This window comes from Janthinobacterium sp. C22, assembly GCF_057919405.1.
This window is the reverse complement of the sequence record NZ_CP193659.1, coordinates 49,869-68,449: the sequence shown is the minus strand read 5'-3', so window position 1 is coordinate 68,449 and position 18,581 is coordinate 49,869. Positions and strand designations below refer to the sequence as shown.

General features: G+C 64.4%; 19 protein-coding genes and 1 pseudogene. 14 read left to right on the top strand and 6 right to left on the bottom strand.

Translation table 11 applies throughout. The features are described 5' to 3' along the window. Positions 1–25: 25 nt before the first annotated feature. The 4 genes and pseudogenes from ACRHIG_RS00345 (at position 26) to ACRHIG_RS00330 (ending at position 3,493) form a co-directional block, all read left to right on the top strand. Positions 26–805, top strand: coding sequence for an enoyl-CoA hydratase (locus tag ACRHIG_RS00345; protein ID WP_465047129.1), 780 nt, complete (start codon positions 26–28; stop codon positions 803–805). A 136-nt stretch (positions 806–941) separates the two neighbouring features. Next, positions 942–1,544, top strand: a complete 603-nt coding sequence (locus ACRHIG_RS00340; protein WP_489629064.1) for a TetR/AcrR family transcriptional regulator — start codon at positions 942–944, stop codon at positions 1,542–1,544. An 86-nt stretch (positions 1,545–1,630) separates the two neighbouring features. After that, positions 1,631–2,793: pseudogene (locus tag ACRHIG_RS00335) on the top strand (iron-containing alcohol dehydrogenase). A 22-nt stretch (positions 2,794–2,815) separates the two neighbouring features. Further along, positions 2,816–3,493, top strand: a complete 678-nt coding sequence (locus ACRHIG_RS00330) for a type 1 glutamine amidotransferase domain-containing protein (RefSeq protein ID WP_489629063.1) — start codon at positions 2,816–2,818, stop codon at positions 3,491–3,493. On the opposite strand, the gene ACRHIG_RS00325 is transcribed toward ACRHIG_RS00330, so the two are convergent. Beyond that, positions 3,477–4,052 (bottom strand): TetR/AcrR family transcriptional regulator, encoded by a 576-nt coding sequence (locus ACRHIG_RS00325; protein ID WP_489629062.1) that lies wholly within the window; start codon positions 4,050–4,052, stop codon positions 3,477–3,479. The genes ACRHIG_RS00330 and ACRHIG_RS00325 overlap by 17 nt on opposite strands. Before the next feature lie 77 nt (positions 4,053–4,129). Here ACRHIG_RS00325 and ACRHIG_RS00320 point away from each other — a divergent pair, with 77 nt between their 5' ends. Then, the gene (locus ACRHIG_RS00320) at positions 4,130–4,681 is read left to right on the top strand and encodes a dihydrofolate reductase family protein (protein ID WP_489629061.1); all 552 of its coding nucleotides are present in this window, start codon (positions 4,130–4,132) and stop codon (positions 4,679–4,681) included. Here ACRHIG_RS00320 and ACRHIG_RS00315 read toward each other — a convergent pair. Beyond that, positions 4,653–5,456 (bottom strand): metallophosphoesterase family protein, encoded by an 804-nt coding sequence (locus ACRHIG_RS00315; RefSeq protein ID WP_489629060.1) that lies wholly within the window; start codon positions 5,454–5,456, stop codon positions 4,653–4,655. The two genes, ACRHIG_RS00320 and ACRHIG_RS00315, sit on opposite strands and share 29 nt — an antisense overlap. 138 nt (positions 5,457–5,594) lie before the next feature. Here ACRHIG_RS00315 and bla point away from each other — a divergent pair, with 138 nt between their 5' ends. The 3 genes from bla (at position 5,595) to ACRHIG_RS00300 (ending at position 8,209) form a co-directional block, all read left to right on the top strand. Next, positions 5,595–6,539: a subclass B3 metallo-beta-lactamase gene (gene bla / locus ACRHIG_RS00310; RefSeq protein ID WP_489629059.1), complete on the top strand. Its 945-nt coding sequence runs from the start codon at positions 5,595–5,597 to the stop codon at positions 6,537–6,539. Positions 6,540–6,815: 276 nt separating this feature from the next. After that, complete coding sequence (locus ACRHIG_RS00305) at positions 6,816–8,024, top strand: RtcB family protein (RefSeq protein WP_489629058.1); 1,209 nt, start codon at positions 6,816–6,818, stop codon at positions 8,022–8,024. A gap of 11 nt (positions 8,025–8,035) precedes the next feature. Beyond that, a complete protein-coding gene (locus tag ACRHIG_RS00300) occupies positions 8,036–8,209 on the top strand; it encodes a hypothetical protein (RefSeq protein WP_489629057.1) in 174 nt (57 codons plus the stop codon). On the opposite strand, the gene ACRHIG_RS00295 is transcribed toward ACRHIG_RS00300, so the two are convergent. Next, positions 8,206–9,009: a metallophosphoesterase gene (locus ACRHIG_RS00295; protein WP_489629056.1), complete on the bottom strand. Its 804-nt coding sequence runs from the start codon at positions 9,007–9,009 to the stop codon at positions 8,206–8,208. The genes ACRHIG_RS00300 and ACRHIG_RS00295 overlap by 4 nt on opposite strands. Before the next feature lie 46 nt (positions 9,010–9,055). Then, positions 9,056–9,961 (bottom strand): LysR family transcriptional regulator, encoded by a 906-nt coding sequence (locus tag ACRHIG_RS00290; protein ID WP_489629055.1) that lies wholly within the window; start codon positions 9,959–9,961, stop codon positions 9,056–9,058. Positions 9,962–10,080: 119 nt separating this feature from the next. Here ACRHIG_RS00290 and ACRHIG_RS00285 point away from each other — a divergent pair, with 119 nt between their 5' ends. Further along, entirely contained in the window at positions 10,081–10,947 is an 867-nt protein-coding gene (locus ACRHIG_RS00285) for a pirin family protein (protein WP_489629054.1), read from the top strand. Between the two features lie 65 nt (positions 10,948–11,012). Then, positions 11,013–11,714, top strand: a complete 702-nt coding sequence (locus tag ACRHIG_RS00280; RefSeq protein WP_475417147.1) for an isochorismatase family protein — start codon at positions 11,013–11,015, stop codon at positions 11,712–11,714. 5 nt (positions 11,715–11,719) lie between these two features. Here ACRHIG_RS00280 and ACRHIG_RS00275 read toward each other — a convergent pair whose 3' ends face one another. Next, complete coding sequence (locus ACRHIG_RS00275; RefSeq protein WP_475417148.1) at positions 11,720–12,481, bottom strand: substrate-binding periplasmic protein; 762 nt, start codon at positions 12,479–12,481, stop codon at positions 11,720–11,722. 137 nt (positions 12,482–12,618) lie between these two features. On the opposite strand from ACRHIG_RS00275, the gene pnuC reads away from it, so the two are divergent. Both pnuC and ACRHIG_RS00265 read left to right on the top strand, forming a co-directional pair. Further along, on the top strand, positions 12,619–13,209 hold the full coding sequence (gene pnuC, locus ACRHIG_RS00270) for a nicotinamide riboside transporter PnuC (protein ID WP_489629053.1): 591 nt from the start codon (positions 12,619–12,621) through the stop codon (positions 13,207–13,209). Between the two features lie 330 nt (positions 13,210–13,539). Beyond that, entirely contained in the window at positions 13,540–16,098 is a 2,559-nt protein-coding gene (locus tag ACRHIG_RS00265) for a TonB-dependent receptor (protein WP_475417150.1), read from the top strand. Here the strand turns inward: ACRHIG_RS00265 and ACRHIG_RS00260 are convergent. Then, positions 16,095–16,898 (bottom strand): response regulator transcription factor, encoded by an 804-nt coding sequence (locus ACRHIG_RS00260; RefSeq protein WP_489629052.1) that lies wholly within the window; start codon positions 16,896–16,898, stop codon positions 16,095–16,097. The genes ACRHIG_RS00265 and ACRHIG_RS00260 overlap by 4 nt on opposite strands. 347 nt (positions 16,899–17,245) lie before the next feature. On the opposite strand from ACRHIG_RS00260, the gene ACRHIG_RS00255 reads away from it, so the two are divergent. Continuing rightward, positions 17,246–17,776: a Csu type fimbrial protein gene (locus ACRHIG_RS00255; protein WP_475417152.1), complete on the top strand. Its 531-nt coding sequence runs from the start codon at positions 17,246–17,248 to the stop codon at positions 17,774–17,776. 12 nt (positions 17,777–17,788) lie between these two features. After that, the gene (locus ACRHIG_RS00250) at positions 17,789–18,517 is read left to right on the top strand and encodes a fimbrial biogenesis chaperone (protein ID WP_489629051.1); all 729 of its coding nucleotides are present in this window, start codon (positions 17,789–17,791) and stop codon (positions 18,515–18,517) included. Positions 18,518–18,581 lie beyond the last annotated feature (64 nt).

The following is an 18,581-nucleotide window of genomic DNA, read 5'->3' as shown; positions in this document are numbered from 1 at the left end:
GCGCCCTTTATCTTTTGGAGACGACATGGATATTTTGTGCAGTAAGAGCGAGGGCATCCTGACCCTGGAATTCAACCGCCTGGAACGCAAGAATGCGATCACGGGCGCCATGTACCAGACCCTGGCCGACGCGCTGGTGGCGGCCGAGACGGACGATGCAGTACGCGCCATCCTGATCTGCGGCAAGCGCGAGATTTTCACGGCCGGCAACGACCTCGACGACTTCATGAAGACGGCGCGCCCGAAGGATGGCTCGCTCGACCATGACCGTCCCGTGTTCCAGTTCATGCGCGCCCTGTACGGCAGCAGCAAGCCCGTGGTGGCTGCCGTCTCCGGCCCCGCCATCGGCATCGGCACGACCTTGCTGATGCACTGCGACCTCGTCTACGCGGCCGACAACGCCAGCTTCTCGATGCCGTTCACGCAGCTGGGCCTGTGCCCGGAATTCGGTTCCAGCCTGCTGCTCACGCAACTGGCCGGCTACCCGCGCGCGGCGGAAAAGCTGATGCTGGGCGAGTCCTTCCCCGCCAGCGAAGCGCTGGAAATGGGTCTCGTGTCGAAAGTCGTGCCCCTGTATGACCTGATGACCTTCGCGCAAGGCCAGGCCGCCAAGCTGGTGGCATTGCCAGCCGCGTCGATCCGCGCCACCAAGCGCCTGATGAAGCAAAGCCGCATGGAGCCGATGAAGGCGGCCATCGCCGACGAAAACAAGCTGTTCAGCGCCATGCTGGGCGGCGCGGAGGCGAAGGAAGCGTTTACGGCCTTCTTTGAAAAGAGGAAGCCGGATTTCAAGAAGTTCGCCTAAGCTGCATACCGGGGTCAGACCCCCGTACCCGTTAGCGCAAGCCTCTGCGTTGGCGGCCTTGAGGGTCTGACCCCAGAATTTTTCTCTGGGTGCAATTTGAACTAGACGACTGGTCTAATTGTGCTACAATCGTCGCATGAAAGCTGAATACACCGACGTGCGCCAGCACATTATCGACCAGGGCAAGGCCATCATCACGCGCAAGGGTTTTGCCGGCGTGGGGCTGAACGAGATCCTGTCGGCCGCCGATGTGCCCAAGGGCTCGTTCTACCATTACTTCAAGTCCAAGGAACTGTTTGGCGTAGCGATGCTGGAAGACTACGTGACGCGCTACCTGGACGAAATGGAACGCGTGCTGGAGCAGCCCGGCCGGAGCGCGGCGCAGTCGCTGATGGATTACTGGGCCAGCTGGACCAGCGAGAGCCTCGATGGCAGCGGCTGCGACTGCCGCTGCCTGGTGGTCAAGCTCAGCAGCGAAGTGGCGGACATGTCCGAACCGATGCGCGTGGCGCTGCTCGACGGCACCCGCCGCATCATCGCCAGGCTGGCCCTGGCCATCGCGCGGGGCAGGGTGGACGATTCCCTGCCATCGGTGGCCGATCCGGCGCAGATGGCCGCCACCTTGTACCAGCTGTGGCTGGGCGCGGCCATGCTGACCAAGCTGCGGCGCGACGCCAGCGCCTTGCGAACGGCCTGGCGGGCGACCCTGGCCATGTTGCAGCTGCCGCCGGATCAATAAGGGCGCCAGATACGCGGATGACGAGCGTCCGCGTTTTTTTGAACAGTATTCTAGACGACCAGTCTAATAATAAAAGGAGTTGCAGCATGAAGAATTTTGACTTCCACAACCCGACCCGTATCGTCTTCGGTCTTGATACCGTCGCCAACTTGTCCACCCTGGTGCCGCACGATGCGCGCGTGCTGATCTTGTACGGCGGCGCCAGCGCGGAAAAGACCGGTACCCTCGCCGAAGTGCGTACTGCTCTTGCGCTGGGCCAGCGCACGGTGCGGGAGTTTGGCGGCATCGAACCCAATCCCAGCTATGAAACCCTGATGCGCGCCGTGGCCCAGGTGCGCGGCGAGAAGCTGGACTTCCTGCTGGCCGTTGGCGGCGGCTCCGTGATCGACGGCACCAAGTTCGTCGCCGCAGCCGCCCTGTACGACGGCGAGCCGTGGGAAATCGCCGAACGCGGCGGCGTCAACGTGCAGCGCGCCCTGCCGTTCGGCACGGTGCTGACCTTGCCGGCCACGGGGTCGGAAATGAACAGCGGCGGCGTGGTGACGAAAAAGCCACGCAGGACAAGCTGAGTTTTCGCAACCCGCTGCTGTACCCGCAGTTTTCCGTGCTCGACCCCAGTAAAACGTTTACCTTGCCGGCCACGCAGGTGGCTAATGGCCTGGTCGACGCCTTTGTCCACACCACGGAACAGTATCTGACCTATCCGGCGCAGGCGAAGGTGCAGGACCGCTTTGCCGAAGGCTTGCTGCAGACCTTGATCGAGATCGCGCCGCAGGCGGTCGCCTCGCCCGACGATTACGCCACCCGCGCCAACCTGATGTGGACGGCCACCCTGGCCCTGAATGGCCTGATCGGCGCCGGCGTGCCGCAGGACTGGGCCACCCACATGATCGGCCACGAACTGACGGCCCTGTACGACATCGACCATGCGCGCACCCTGGCCCTGGTGCTGCCCGCACTGCTGGACGTGCAGCGCGAGCAGAAACGCGGCAAATTGCTGCAATATGGCGAACGTGTCTGGAACATCACGCAGGGCAGCGACGACGAGCGTATCGCCGCGGCCATCGCCCGCACCCGCGCCTTCTTTGAAGGGCTGGGCATCCCGACCCGTTTGTCGGCCTATCAGCTGGGCCAGGAAGCGGTGCAAGCGGTTTTGACGCAACTGGAAGCACATGGCATGACCTCCCTCGGCGAACACCGCGATATCGACCTCGCGCGCAGCCGCCGTATCCTCGAAGCAGCACTGTAACCCTGACATAAAAGGAAACAACATGAACATCCTGATGGTACTGACCTCGCACGATCAACTGGGCGACACGGGCAAGAAGACCGGCTTCTGGCTGGAAGAATTCGCCGCGCCCTACTATGCCTTGCAGGCAGCGGGCGCGCAGCTGACGGTCGTTTCGCCCAACGGTGGCCAGCCGCCGCTGGACCCGAAAAGCGACGAGCCCGATTCGCAGACGGACGCCACGCGCCGCTTCAAGCAGGACGCCGCTGCGCAAGCCGTGCTGGCCAGCACGGGCAAGCTGGCCGACGTGAAGGCGGCCGACTTTGACGCCGTGTTCTACCCGGGCGGCCATGGCCCGCTGTGGGACCTGGCTGAAGACCCGCACTCGATCGCGCTGATCGAGCAGATGATCGCCGCCGGCAAGCCCGTCGCCGCCGTCTGCCACGCGCCTGGCGTGCTGCGCCACGTGAAGGCGGCCGACGGCTCGCCGCTGGTGCGCGGCAAGCAGGTGACGGGCTTTACGAATACCGAGGAAGACGCCGTCGGCTTGACGGCCATCGTGCCCTTCCTCGTCGAGGACATGCTCAAGCAAAACGGCGGCGTCTACTCCAAGCTGGGCGACTGGCAGCCGTACGCCGTCACCGATGGCTTGCTGGTCACGGGCCAGAATCCCGCCTCGTCGGAAGCGGCCGCCCAGGCGCTGCTCAAGCTGCTGGCCTGATGCCCGGCGAGTGACCGGCGGCCATGCCCGCCAGGATCAGGCCGACCGACGCGTGCCATTGCGTTTCGCCGGACGGCCTGCCCGCCAGCGCATAGCCGTGCAGGAAATCGACGAGCGCGTCGCGCCCGCGCAGACGCATCTTTTGCGGCAGATCAAGGCCGTCCAGGGCCAGTTCGAACAGCGCCGTAAAGCGCTCAGCCACATCGGCTTGCGTCACGAGTCCGCGTGCCATCAGGCGCACGAAATACGGTGTGGCGCTGACCAGTTCCAGGTACAGCGCGCACAGCGCGAGCAGGCGGCGCTGCGGCCCCTGGCGTTGCGTAAACGGCGGCTGGCGCGGATCGAGCGCGGCAAAACGCTGCGCCATCAGGGCCAGCAATAATTCCTCTTTTCCCGCGTAATAGTGATACAGGGCCATGGCGTCGACGCCCAGCCGCTGCGCCAGCGCGCGCATGGAAAACGCTTCGCCTTGCTCTTCCAGCAGGGCCAAGGCCGCTTGCAGGATGGCGGCGCTGTCCAGCGCGGGTGCGGCGCGGCGCGGACGTCCGGCGCGGCGCACGGGAGATTCCAGGTCTTGAAGTTTTACGGTTTGCATGGGCATAATTCTACACTGTAGAATTAACTAAAGGAACATCCATGAAAAAGACTGTTGTCAGCGTATTTCTCGGCATCAGCATCGACGGCTGCATCGCCGGAGAAAACGGCGACCTGTCCTGGCTGGCCGAGCTGGCGCCCGACTCGCCCGACGCCACCGGCTACACGGCCTTGATGGAGCAGGTCGATACCTTGCTGATCGGCCGCACCACGTATGACGCCGTGCTGGGATTCGAGCCGTGGCCGTATGCGGGCAAGCGCGTGGTGGTATTGAGCCACCGCGACTTCGCGCCGCGCCATGGCGAGCAGCGCCGCGAAGGCGCCGTGCGTGAAGTACTGGAGGGGCTGGCCGAAGACGGCTGCCGCCACGTGTATCTCGACGGCGGCGCCATCATCCGCGCGGGCTTGCGCGAGGGCGTCGTCGACAGCCTGACCCTGTCCATGCTGCCCGTGGTGCTGGGCAAGGGCGTGCGCCTGTTCGAGGACGGCTTGCCGCGCAGCGGCTGGCGCCTGGACGGCACGCGCCAGCTGCCCAGCGGCGTGGTGCAGCTGCGCTATCGAAAAATTAAACCGTGCCGGCGATTTCGACGATGAAGCCTGTGTCAAAACGCTCGTTTTCCGGCGTGCCATCGGGGCGCTTGTAGCCGCAGGGATTGCAGACGACGCGGCAGTCCTGGACGCGGTAGTCGAGCGAGGCGTGCATGTGGCCATGCACCCACAGGTCGGCCTGGGCTACCAGCTCGTCCAGCTGCGAGGCGAAGGCGGGCGAACCCAGGTTCGTCGCGTATTGCTCTTCCACCGACAGCATCGACGGCGCCATGTGCGTGATGACGACCGTCTTGCCATCGAACGGCTGCGCCAGCTGCCGTTCCAGCCACGAGCGGTGCTGCGCGTGCAGCTGCGCCGTGTCGCTGGCGCACAGCAGGCGCGGCGCATCGCCGCCCGTGCTGATGCGCTTGTAGTCGGGCATGTAGGCTTGCGCCGCCTGCATGGCTTCTTCCTGGCGCTCCGCGCCGAACAGCAGGAAATCCGTCCATAGCGTGACGCCGAGGAAGCGCACGCCATCGAGCGTCACGGCGTCGCCGTCGAGCAGGCGGATATCGGCACCGTGCGCATTGGCGCTGGCGCAGGCGTCGCGCACGGCGTCCTGCATGTGTTCGAGCTGGTGGCCATAACCTTCGTGATTGCCGTGCACGTACAGCACGGGCAGGGCGCCGAAGGTGCGCGCGGCCCAGGCGATGGCATGGCTGCCCGTGTCGATGTCGCCGGCCAGGATCACCACGTCGGGGCGGCTGGCGGCAAGGTTGATGGCGGGTGTGTCATCACCCCAGACTTCCAGGTGCAGGTCGGACAGGATCAGCAAACGCATGGCAAGAAGGCGGCAGGGTGCGCGGCAGTGAATGGACCTCTATCGTAGCGCAAGTCGCTGCGCCCGTCCGCTTGACCGCGCGAGGGTAGCGACGTTACTCTGTGGCATCGATTACTGCACACTCATTACTGGAGCCGCATGCCGCCTTTCTGCCTTCCCAAGACCCTGTTCAGCATTGCGCTGGCCGCCCTGGCGCTGCCATTTGCCGCGCATGCCGCCGCGCCCGCCATCGATCCCCTGACACAGCCGATCGCCTCGCCATATGCGGCGCAGTGGAACCGCCCGCAGCAGCCGGCGCGCATCCACGGCGACACGTATTACGTGGGCGTGGGCGGCTTGAGCGTGGTGCTGATCGACACGCGCGAAGGCTTGATCCTCATCGATGGCGCGCTGCCGCAATCGGTGGCCGCCATCAAGGAACATATCCTCGAGCTGGGCTTTCGCCTGGAAGACATCAAGTTCATCCTGAATACGGAAGCGCATTTCGACCATTCGGGCGGCATCGCCGCGCTGGCGCGCGACAGCGGCGCGCAAGTGGTCGCCAGTCCGCTCGGTGCGCAGGCGCTGCGCGCGGGCTCGGTGCTCGCCATGGACCCGCAGGCGGGCGAAATCGATCCCATGCCGGCCGTGGAGAACGTGCGCGAAATCGCCGATGGCGAAACCCTGCAACTGGGCGAGGTGACCATCACGGCGCGCTACACGCCCGGCCATACGCCGGGCAGCACCAGCTGGACCTGGGTGTCGTGCGAGGATGCAGAGCGTCAGGACTGCCTGAACGTGGTGTTCGGCGCCAGCCTCACGCCGGTGGCGGCCGACGATTTTCACTACCTGGGCGATGACCGCCATGGGGATCTGACGCCGGCCTTCCGCCGCGTCATGCAGGACTTCGCCAGGCTGCCGTGCGACATCCTGATCTCGGCCCACCCCGACCACTCGGGCGGCGACCAGAAGCTGACGCAATTGCTGGAAGGCGTCACGCCGAATCCTTTCATCGATGCGCAGGCGTGCCGCAATTACGCGGCCAAAAATGAAGTCAAGCTCGATGCCCGCATCGCGAAGGAAAAAGCGGCTGCGACAAAATAACAACGTTGGCGTCTTCGCCATGAAAAGCGGTTGACGCACTGCAGCATAAGGTGCAGAATCATCGTCCGCAGTTCAGATTAACCAGACAAAAGAAAGGAAACCCATGTTCGAGCAGGCTGGCAGCAAGTACGACCACTAGCCCCGTGCATGACGCTCGGGGCCATCGGCACATTGCCGATCCCGAGCCGGTGTCCTTCAAAACCCCGGTGAGGAAACTCGCCGGGGTTTTTTGTTTCATAGGGGCCCCGGCATAACGACAAGACCAAGGAAGACGTTATGCCCATCCATCAGACATTGCACGGCGCCCAGGTGCCCGTGCATATTTTTACCGACGATATCGACGCGCAGGCGCTGCGCCAGCTGCACAATATCGCCAGCCTGCCCATCGTCCATCCGCATGTGGCGGCCATGCCCGACGTGCATGCCGGCATCGGTGCCACCGTCGGCAGCGTGATTCCCACGCGCGGCGCCATCATCCCGGCCGCCGTCGGCGTCGACATCGGCTGCGGCATGAATGCAGTGCGCACGACCCTGACGGCCAGCGACCTGCCCGACAACCTGGCGCGCCTGCGCAGTGCCATCGAAGCGGAAGTACCCGTCGGCTTCGAGCAGCACGAATGGAGCCGCGTGCAAGGCTCGCGCCAGGCGCGCGCCGTGCGGCCCCTCGGCGACCGCCTGGCGCGCATCGTCGAGCGCCACCGCGGCATCGCCAAGATGCTGCGCCAGTTCGAGCGTACGTGGATCTGCCAGGCAGGCACCCTGGGCGGCGGCAATCACTTCATCGAAATCTGCCTGGACGAGGAACAGCGCGTGTGGATCATGCTGCATTCGGGTTCGCGCGGCATCGGCAACGTGATCGGCCGTTACTTTATCGCTGCCGCGCAGAAGGACATGCGGCGCCACCAGCTGCAGCTGCCGGACGCCGACCTGGCGTACTTCAGCGAAGGTTCCACGGTCTTCGACGACTACGTGGAGGCGGTGGACTGGGCGCAGGATTATGCGCTGCTCAACCGCAGTGAAATGATGCGCCGCGTGCTCGACGTGCTGGCGAAGTTTGCTCCGCCGTTCCGGCTGGATGGCGAAGCGATCAACTGCCATCACAACTACATCGCGCGCGAAACGCATGGCAATGAGGATTTATATGTGACGCGCAAGGGCGCCATTTCGGCGCGGCAGGGCGAGCTGGGCATCATCCCCGGCAGCATGGGCGCGCGCAGCTTCATCGTGCGTGGCAAGGGCAAGCCGGAATCGTTCTGCTCCTGCTCGCACGGGGCGGGGCGCAGCATGAGCCGCAGCGAGGCGAAGCGCCGCTTCAACCGCTTCGACCTGGCCGAGCAGACGGCTGGCATCGAGTGCCGCAAGGATGGCGGCGTGATCGACGAAATCCCCGCCGCCTATAAAAATATCGACGCCGTCATGGCGCATCAGAGCGACCTGGTGGAAGTGGTGCATACCTTGCGCCAGGTCGTCTGCATCAAGGGCTGAAAGGAGAAACCATGAAGATCAAAGTGAAAGCCCCGTCCAAGCCGCGCAATCCGCTGGTGGCGGCCGCCAGGCTGCGCGGCGGCGCCGGCGTGCACCAGTCGGAGGCCTCGCCGCGCGCGGCGCGGCGGGCCGGCAAGCACCGCCTGCAGCAATGGCTGGCGGGGCGTCTGAAGCCGGACGATTAGTTTGTGCCCAGTTCGACGATGAAGTTCGGGTTGAACTGGGGATTTTGCGGCGTGCCGCTGCGCGTCTTGTAGCCGCAGGGGTTGGCCACGACACGGCATGGGCCGATGCGGTAGTCGCGCGAGACGTGGAGGTGGCCATGCACCCACAGGTCCGCCTGCGCGACCAGGTCGTCCAGGCGCGAGGCGTAGGCGGGCGAGCAGCCCTCGCTGCCGTAGGCATCATCGACCGAGCGCAGCGACGGCGCCATGTGGCTGACGACGACGGTTGCGCCATCGAAGGGCTGCGCCAGTTCGCGCGCCAGCCAGGCTTTTTGCTGCGCGTGGAACATGGCCGTATCGGCCGCGCGCAGCTTGCGAAAGCCCATGTTGGCCAGGCGGATGCGCTTGTAGTCGTTCATGACGGCTTCCGCGTCGCGCATGGCCGCTTGCCGCGTGTCGTCGCCCAGCAGGCGGAAATCCGTCCACAGGGTGGCGCCCAGGAAGCGCACCCTGTTGCCTGCCGGGTCGGTGATGACATGGGTGTCGGCGTCGAGAAAATGCACGTTCGGCGTGGCGGCGCAGGCCGCGCGCAACTCCTGGCGCACCTTGTCGAGGTGGTGGCCATAGCCTTCGTGGTTGCCATGCACGTACAGCACGGGCAGGCCCGCAAACGCGGTGGCGGCCCAGGCGACGGCGCGTGAACCCGTATCGATGTCGCCGGCCAGAATCACGGCGTCGGGGCGGCTGAGCGCGAGGTCGCCCTGCGGCGCTTCGTCGCGCCATAACTCATGGTGCAGGTCCGACAGAATCAATAAACGCATGCGGTATCCAGACGATTCGGGAGTACGCCATCGTACCTGAAAACCGTCACTCCTCCCCCAGCGCGGCGAAGCTGTGCGCCAGGTAGTCGATCAGCGCACGCACGGCCGGCAGCAGGCCGCGCCGCGACGGGAAGACGGCGTGGATGATTTCGCGCTGAGGCCGCCATTGTCCCATCAGCGGCAGCAGGCTGCCGTTGGCTACCTGTTCGGTGATCATCATGGTCGGCAGCTGCACCACGCCCACGCCGGCCACGGCCGCGTCGCGCAGGGTCAGCATGTCGCCCGTGACGAAGCGCGGCACGTGGCGCAGCTGGGCGCGCGCGCCATCGGGGCCGTGCAAATCCCACTGATAGTGCTGTTGCGGCATGCCCAGGGCCAGGCTGGGCCAGTCGGCCAGGTCGGCTGGCGCGGTTGGCCTGGGGGCGTCGCCGAACAGCAGGGGGCTGCCCACCATGCACTGGCTGCGTTCGGCCAGCACGCGCAGCACCAGATCGCTGTCGGGCAGCGGCGGCGGGCGCACGCGGATGGCCACGTCGATGCCTTCGGCAACCAGGTCGACGCGGCGGTTGCTCGCTTCCAGCAGCAGGGTCACCTGCGGATGGTCGCGCATGAAGCCGGCCAGCATGGGCGCGACCAGGGAATGCAGCAGGGCGATGGGGCAGGACAGGCGCACCGTGCCGCGCGGCGCGGCCCGCGTCAGGTCGATCGCTTCCTGCGCCGCCTCCGCTTCCACCAGCATCGCCTTGCAATGCTCGTAAAACGTCTGCCCCACGTCGGTGACGGAAAAATGCCGCGTCGTGCGCTGCAGCAGGCGCGCGCCCAGGCGCTCTTCCAGCAGCGCGATGCGCCGGCTCAGTTTGGACTTCGGCATGCCCAGCGCGCGCCCGGCCGGCGCGAAGCCGCCATGGTCGACCACCTGCACAAAGTAATACAAATCGTTCAAATCCTGCATGCCGCCTCCTTTATCGTTCTATTTTCGGAACGCTGATGGCATATTTTACCGTCTACCGCCTTCATCGTTGCAAGCGTAACCTGTCTCCATCGTAATGCAAACCCGAACAGGAGATCGAGATGAACACAGTCACAGGTATCTACAGCGCACCGCGCCAGCACTGGGTCGGCGATGGTTTTCCCGTGCGCTCGATGTTTTCGTACAGCGGCCATGGCAGGCAGCTGAGCCCATTCCTGCTGCTCGACTACGCCGGCCCCGCCGAATTTGCGCCCGGCACGCGTCCGCCCGGCGTCGGTTCGCACCCGCACCGCGGCTTCGAGACGGTGACCATCGTCTACAAGGGCGAAGTGGCGCACCGCGATTCGACGGGCCAGGGCGGCGTGATCGGTCCCGGCGACGTGCAGTGGATGACGGCCGGCGCCGGCATCCTGCATGAAGAGTTTCACTCGCCTGCCTTCACGCAGTCGGGCGGCACGCTGGAAATGGTGCAGCTGTGGGTGAACCTGCCGGCGAAAAACAAGATGACGGCGCCCGGCTACCAGGCCATCACCAGCGAGACGATTCCCGCGGTGGCGCTGCCCGACGGCGCAGGTTCCGTGCGCGTGATCGCCGGCGACTTCGCCGGCCAGCATGGCCCGGCCCGCACGTTCTCGCCGATGCGGGTGTGGGATGTGCGCCTGGCCCAGGGCAAGCTGACGGCGCTGCCGGTGCACGCCGGCTGGAGCACGGCGCTGATCGTTTTGCATGGCACGGTGCTGGTGAATGGCGAGAGCGTGGTGCGCGAAGCGCAGATGGCGCTGTTCGGGCGCGACGGCGACAGCATCACCGTCGAGGCGAACAGCGACGCCGTGGTGCTGCTGCTGAGCGGCGAGCCGATCGATGAGGCCATCGTCGGCCATGGTCCCTTCGTCATGAACACCGAAGCGGAAATCGCGCAGGCGTTCGAGGATTTCAACAGCGGCCGCTTCGCCCGTATCGCGACGTAGTTTGTGTCATTAATTTGTGCAGTACCCGTGCCGCATCCCGCGGCACGGCTTTTCAGGAGACCACCATGAGCACCCCCGCCAATTTCCAAGGTTTGCCACCGATGATCGATCCCGACGACGCCGTCATGCTGCTGATCGACCACCAGAGCGGCTTGTTCCAGCTGGTGCGCGACATCGAGCAGCACGTGCTGCGCGGCCACGTGACGGCGCTGGCCAAGCTGTCGCGCCTGGCCAACATGCCGACGTTCACCACCGCTTCCGTGCCGGACGGCCCGAACGGCCCCTTGATCCCGGAGATCCACCATTTCAACCCGGACGCCGTCTACATCCCGCGCACGGGCCAGATCAACGCCTGGGACAATCCTGCCTGGGTCGAAGCCATCGAAAAGACGGGCCGCAAGACCCTGCTGATCGCCGGCACGCTCACCAGCGTGTGCATGGCTTTCCCCACCATCAGCGCGCTGGCGGCCGGCTACAAGGTGTTCGCCATCATCGATGCCTCCGGCAACTGGTCGAAGATGGCCACCGACATCACCATGGCGCGCGTCGCGCAGGCCGGCGCCGTGCCGATCGACACGTATGCCGTGCTGGCTGAAGTGATGAGCACCTGGAACCGCGCCAACGCGATGGATTTCGCCGCCATCATGACGGACCACATCGTGCCGCCCTACCGCGCCCTGATCGAAAGCTATGACAAGGCGCAGGGCGTGCAAAAGAATGGCCGTGAGACGAAGCTGGAAATCCTGGAAGCGGCCAGCAAGGGCTGAGCGCCTTACGGCGCGTCGTAGCGGGCGCGTATCGCCGCCAGCACGCCGCGCTGTTCCAGGCGCGTGATGGCGGCGTTCAGGCGCGCCAGGTCGGCCGTGCTGGTGCTGTGCGCATTGAGCATCAGGTGCACGGGCGCGCGCAGGGCGAGGAAGGGCAGGGCGGTCAAGGCGACGCCCTGCAGGCGCGCTTCGTGGCGCACGGCCAGCACGTCGCCCAGCAGCAGGTCGGCGCGGCCCGCGTCGAGCATGCGCAACCCCTGCTGGAAGCTGCCGAAGGTATTCAGGCGGCCGTCTTTTTCCATTGCCGGACGGGCCGCCGCATAGTCTGCGCCATACCAGCCCACCTTGGGCGCCAGCAGGGTGGCCTTGCCGCGCGCCAGCTGGCCGAAGCTGCCGACATGGCGCTGCGCGGCGGGCGTGCCGGCCTTGCCGAAGACGCCGACGGCTTCATCGCGGTACGAGAGGGAGAAGCGCGCATAGGACTGGCGTTCCGGCGTTTCGGACGCGGCGGGCATCAGGTCCAGTCCCCCTTTCTGGAACAGCAGCTGGCGCCGCGCCGTGGGCAGTTCCGGCACGGTCAGCAAGGTGCAGCGCGCTTCCTTGAAGATGGCGCGCAGCAATTCCAGGTCCAGCCCCGTATAGTTGCCCTGGGCGTCGCGATACAGGTATGGCGGCCATTGCTCGAGCGCCATCGTCATGCGGCAGGCCAGGGCGGGCAGGACGCTGCCGAGCAGCGTGGCCGCAAGCAGCACGTGGCGCAAGCGCATGGAACATCTCCGCAGTGGTTCTAGGGGTAGTGTTTGCCAATTTGCCAGAATGGCCACGAAAGTCAAGCAGTGCATGGCCGGTTGCGGATATCAAATGGGCTATAGTGGCGGCCTGCCTTCATTCAAAGGAAATCCGCTTGACTCCCCCGCTCGAGATCGCCGCCAATGTCTTGATGACCGCTTCCATCATCCTGGCCGGACGCAATAATATACATTCCTGGTGGATCGGCATCGTCGGCTGCGTGCTGTTCGCCGTGCTGTTTTTCCAGGTCAACCTGTACGCCGACGTGATGCTGCAGCTGTTTTTCATCGTCACCTGCGTCATCGGCTGGCTGCAATGGCGGCGCGGCGCGGGCGGCAAGCCGTTGCCGATCACGCGCACGGGCTGGCGCAGCCTGGCCTGGGTGGTACCGGCCGGCATCGCCTCCGTGGTGATCTACGGCATGCTGCTGCACCGCTTTACGAATGCCTACGGGCCCTTCATCGATTCGGCGGTGTTGGTATTTAGCATCATCGCGCAATTTCTGCTGATGAGCCGGCGCATCGAGACCTGGGCTTTCTGGCTGCTGGTCAACACCGTGGCCGTGCCCCTCTACTACAGCCGCGGCCTGCACCTGACGGCCGTGCTGTATGCGGCTTACTGGGTCAATGCCGTCATTTCCTGGTACTGGTGGGGCGTGCAGGCGCGCCGCGCAACGGCCGCGCCGCAGGCGATGGCCGACGCCTGATATTGCCAAAGGCCAAGTCCTTAGATTCAAATCGTATATACAATCAATTTTTAATTCGTTCACGCCATAAAGACGCCGGGATATAGTGGCCTTTCCCCGCTTACCGGTGTCTTTTATGTTGCGTTTTAGTCTTTCTCCCTGTTTTTATGCCGCCCGGCACCAGCTGACCATGCAATGCATGGCGCAGTGGATGCCGGTGCGTGCCCGTCCACGCATCCTGTAACTCCTTCACACCCCCGTCGTCGTTTTGCCCGCAGGCCCACCCGGCCCGCGTGCCCCTGCTCGGCCTTTTTTATCTGGAAAAGGCTGCAATCCCAATAAGAGGAAACCATGTTCAAACCACTCGCCATCAGTCTTGCCATCGCCGCCGCCTTTCCTGCCTTCGCTCATGCGGAGGAGGAAATGCTGCGCGTTAACGTCACCGGATCGAATATCCGCGTCAGCGAAAAGGAGGGCGCCAGCGCCGTGCAAGTCATCACGGCCAAGGAATTGAAAGCCGGCGGCAAGACCAGCGTGTCGGATGTGCTGCGCGCCATCTCCGCCAACAGCGGCAACAGCTACAACGAACAATACACGGGCAGTTTCTCGGCCGGCACCTCGGGCCTGTCGCTGCGCGGCATCGGCCAGAAAAATACCTTGATCCTGGTCAATGGAAAGCGCGTGGCCAGCTATGCGACGGCGCAAAACCTGCAGGAAACCTTTGTCGACCTGAACAGCCTGCCGATGGCGGCCGTGCAGCGCATCGAGGTGCTCAAGGACGGCGCCTCGTCCGTCTATGGTTCCGACGCCGTGGCCGGCGTGGTCAACATCATCCTGTACAAGGAATTCACGGGCACGGACATCACGGCGCAGTGGGGCGGCTCGACCGAAGGCACGGGCCAGCATGAAAAGAGCGCGGCGCTGCAGACGGGTTTCGGCAAGCTCGAGGAAGATGGCTACAGCCTGGTCTTCTCGGTCGATGCGCAGCAGCGCGACAAGCTGCAGCAAAGCGACGTGGCGTGGATGCGCGATGCGGACTTCCGCAACCAGCAGCGTGGCAGCCTGGGCTGGGCCATCACCAACTATGCGGGCACGGACCCGACGAAGACCTTGGGCGGCGTGCGCGGACCATTGCAGCTGGTTAATTATGGCGACATCACGCCCGGCAAGACGGGACAAGTGCTGGCGTATAACCCGTCGCCATATAAAACCCTGATTCCCGGCATCCAGCGCGTGCACACGGCCGCGCGCGCCACCTTTAAATTGAACGCGGACACGGAAGCGTATGTCGACCTGCTGCACAGTTACTCGCGCGCCGACCAGACCTTCAGTGCGCCATTGACGGTGAACAATGCCACGCGCGTGTGGAACAACGCCACCCAGGCGCTCGACACGATTCCCGTCGTGCTGCCTGTCGGCCATCCGAACAATCCGGGCGCCACGCCCCTGCCGTTCACGGCCACCCTGTTCGACCTGGGGCCGCGCCTGAAGCAGGATAAAGTGACGTTCTACCGCGCGCTGGCGGGCGTCAAGGGCACCTTGGCGGGCTGGGACTGGGATGCGGCCGTAGGCCACTCGAGCAGCAAGCTGGAAGAAACCGTGCAGAATTTCGTCAACCGCTACGCATTCCAGGAGGTGCTGGCCGACGGCAGCTATAACTTCTTTGACCAGTCGCAAAACAGCGAAGCGGTACGCAACCGCCTGCGCCTGTCGACCCTGCGTCCGGCCGAGTCGACGCTCGACACCGTCGATTTCTCGGCCGCGAAAGACCTGTGGCAGCTGCCGGCCGGTCCGCTGGGCTTTGCCGCCGGCGCGCAATGGCGCCGCGAAAAGATGGATTCGCAAACCTCGACGGCCGTGCTGTCCGGCACCGAGCTGCGCCCGGCGATCAACATCATCAACGGCTCGCGCAGCGTGTCGGCCCTGTTTGCCGAATTTAACGTTCCGGTGGTGAAAGACCTGTCCGTCAACCTGGCGGGCCGCGCCGACCATTACAGCGATTTCGGCAATGCGTTTTCGCCGAAAGCCAGCGCCCGCTATCAGGCGGCGCCGTGGCTGCTGGTGCGCGGCACCGTGTCGCGCGGCTTCCGCGCGCCATCCTTGCCGGAAATCACGCAAAGCACGGCTGTCAGCTATGTCAGCGTGCTCGATCCGAAGGACCCCGTCACACCCACGCAGACGCGCGGCGTGACGGCCATCACCATCGCCAACCCGGCGCTGCGTCCGGAACGCTCGAACAACCTGAACCTGGGCGTGGTGGTCTCGCCCACCAGCAGTTCGAGCATCGGCCTCGATTACTACCGCATCAGGCAGGATGGCGTGATCGGCACGGAGAGCGCCACCACCACGCTCGCCAACGAAGCGTCGGCGCCGCAGAAGATCACGCGCGACGCCGATGGCCGCATCACGACCCTGTACCGCCAGTACCGCAACCAGGGCCAGCGCGAAGTGTCCGGCATCGACCTGGACCTGCGCCAGCGCTTCGTCGGCAAGGACTGGGGCAAGCTGACCCTGGCCGGCCAGCTGAGCCGCGTGCTGCGCTTTGCCGAACCGCTGTCGGACGGCGCGCCGCTCACCGATGGCGCCGGCACCAATTATTTCGGCTCCATCCCGAAATGGCGCGGCGTCACCTCGGCCACCTGGGAACAGGGAAAATGGTCGTCCACGCTCACCTGGAACTACGTGGGCAGCTATGCGCAAAATACGCATCTCGATGAATCGGTGGCCGCCTTCAGCACGTTCGACGTGACCACCAGCTGGCAAGTCACGCCGGCGGCGAACGTCACCTTCATCGTGCAGAACCTGGCCAACAAGCGCGCGCCGTGGGATTACTCGGCCTCGGGCTTCGACTATACGCAAGCCGATCCGCGCGGCCGCTTTGCCTCGCTCAAGCTCAACTACAAGTTCTAACCGTCCGCCGCCTGCCGCTGTCCCGTCTGCTCATGCAGGCGCTGGCGGTAGGCGCTGGGCGTGATGCCCATGCGTTCGCGGAAGGCCGTGGCGAAGTTGCCCGCGTTGTGGAAGCCGATCAGCAGGGCGACATCCTGCACGTCGATGTCCGTTTGCTGCAGCAGTTCCACGCCGCGGGCGATGCGCGCTTCGCGGATGAAGGCGAAGACCGTCATGCCCGTCTGCTCGCGGAACATCAGGGTGAGCTTTTCGCGGTAGGTACCCACGCTGCGGGCGATTTCGGACAGATTGGGCAGGCTGCCCAGATTGTCGAGGATGAGTTGTTTGACGGCATTGACGAATACCAGGTCCGGATGCTGCTGCCGGTCGCCGATCGGGGTCGCCGCCGGTAAGGTACTGTTGCTTTTACGCATCAATCCGAGGTGGATATGGATGCGTGCGGCCAGTTCTTCCGGCTGGAAGGGCTTCGAAATGTAATCGACGCCGCCCACCTGCAAGCCCATGACGCGCTCCTTGGCGGCGTCGGCGCCGCTGAGAAAGATCACGGGAATCTGTTCCGTCTCGGGATTGGCCTTGAGCAAACGGCACGCCGTGTAGCCATCCATCTCGGGCATGCGCACGTCGAGCAGGATCAGGTCGGGATGCGTGGCCAATGCCAGCTGGTAGCCCTGGTAGCCATTGAAGGCGATGCTGAAGCGGTAGGGCTGCTCGCTGAGCAGCTCCATCAGCATGCGCTGCTCGAACGCGGAATCGTCCACGATCAAGATGTTCTTTTTGATGGTTTCGCTGGTCAATGGCATGGCATGGATGACTTAACCAAATAGCAAGTTGTGGCTTATTATGCCTCGCTTTTTCTTTTTTCTGCTTTTCGCGTATTTCAAAAGATGTTTCTCCGCGAGAAGAAGCGCGGATTTCCCAGATCGCCAATAATTCGCTCATGCATTGATTTTAAGCAATGTCGATTGCCAAAAAATCTGTTTTGCCAATGCCGCAAAAAATGCCGGAGTCCCCGGGTTCCTGACTCTCGGCACAAGTATTTTGTCGTCCTGGTTTGCGTGCCCGAGAAAACGCCGGCAATACCGTGACTATCCTCGACGCCCCTCATATTGGCGGGCTCATTAATGATGTTCCGTCATCAGGAGGTATCATGTTGCGAGTTATCTTCCCCCGCCTTATCGTCGCTGCCAGCGTGGCCGTTGCCGCCACGGCGCTGCTGCCGCGTAGCGCCGACGCCGCCGTGTATCTGAATGGCAGCGCCAGCACCACCTTTGACGTCACCCTGAAGATCATCGCTAATTGCACCATCGCGGCGGCCAATCTCGACTTTGGCCAAAGTCAGGGTGTACTGGCTACTGCCGTGAACGTCAATACGACCGTGAATGTCACCTGCACCAACACCACGCTGTATAACGTGGGCTTGACGGCCGGCTCGGGCACCGGCTCGACCGGCACCACGCGCTACATGAGCGGCACGGGCGGCAACCTGGGGACGGTGCAATTCAATCTGTACCAGACGGCCGGCAGCACCTTGTGGGGCGATACCCAGGGTACGAATACCGTCGGCGGCACCGGCAACGGCTCATCGCAGCCGATCACGGTGTACGGCAATATTCCGCCGCAAGCTACACCGGCGCCCGATACCTACAAGTCGACCATCACGGCCACCGTGTACTTTTAAGCCAGGCGCTGCGTGAAGGCCCGTGCCGCCTCCCTGATGAAAAGCGTGCTGGCGCTGCTGGCTTGCTGTGCCGCATGCGCGAACGGCGCCAATCTGCAGATTTCGCCGGTGACGCTCAATTTGCGCGCCGCACAGAATGCCGCGGGCATCAATCTGCAAAACCTCGGCGACCAGCCCATCTACGGGCAGGTGCGGGTGTTTGCCTGGGAGCAGCGCGATGGCGAGGAAACCTTGGCGCCCACGCAGGAGCTGGTGGCCAGTCCGCCGATCGTCGAAATCGCCGCCAACAGCCGGCAGACCATCCGCCTCGTGCGCGCCCAGGCGGGCCCCGTGGCGCAGGAAAAGACGTACCGCGTGCTCATCGATGAAGTCAGCCGCGAGGATGATGCGGGCCGCAGCGGCGTCGATATCCGCCTGCGCTACTCGGTGCCCGTGTTCGTGCTGCCGGCCGGTGCGCCGGGCAAGGAAATACTCGACTGGCAAGTCTTTCGCGAGCGGGGCGAGTGGATGTTGCGTGTCAAGAACAGCGGCAATTTCCATGCGCAGATCGGGGCGATGACGTTGACGAACCAGGCGGGCAAGGAGTTTGTCATCAGCAAGGGGCTGTTTGGCTATGTCCTGGCGGCACGCATGCGCGTCTGGCGCCTGCCCGTCGCCAGGGAGGCCGAACTGGATGGACCGTTGAGTATTGCGGTCAACGTGAACGCAAAGGCGCTCGTTGCCACGAATTCGACACCTTGAAACGGGCCGCCATGGCAGGCGGGCTTGCCGCGCGTCGTGGGCATGGGCGCTACCGGGTTAAACC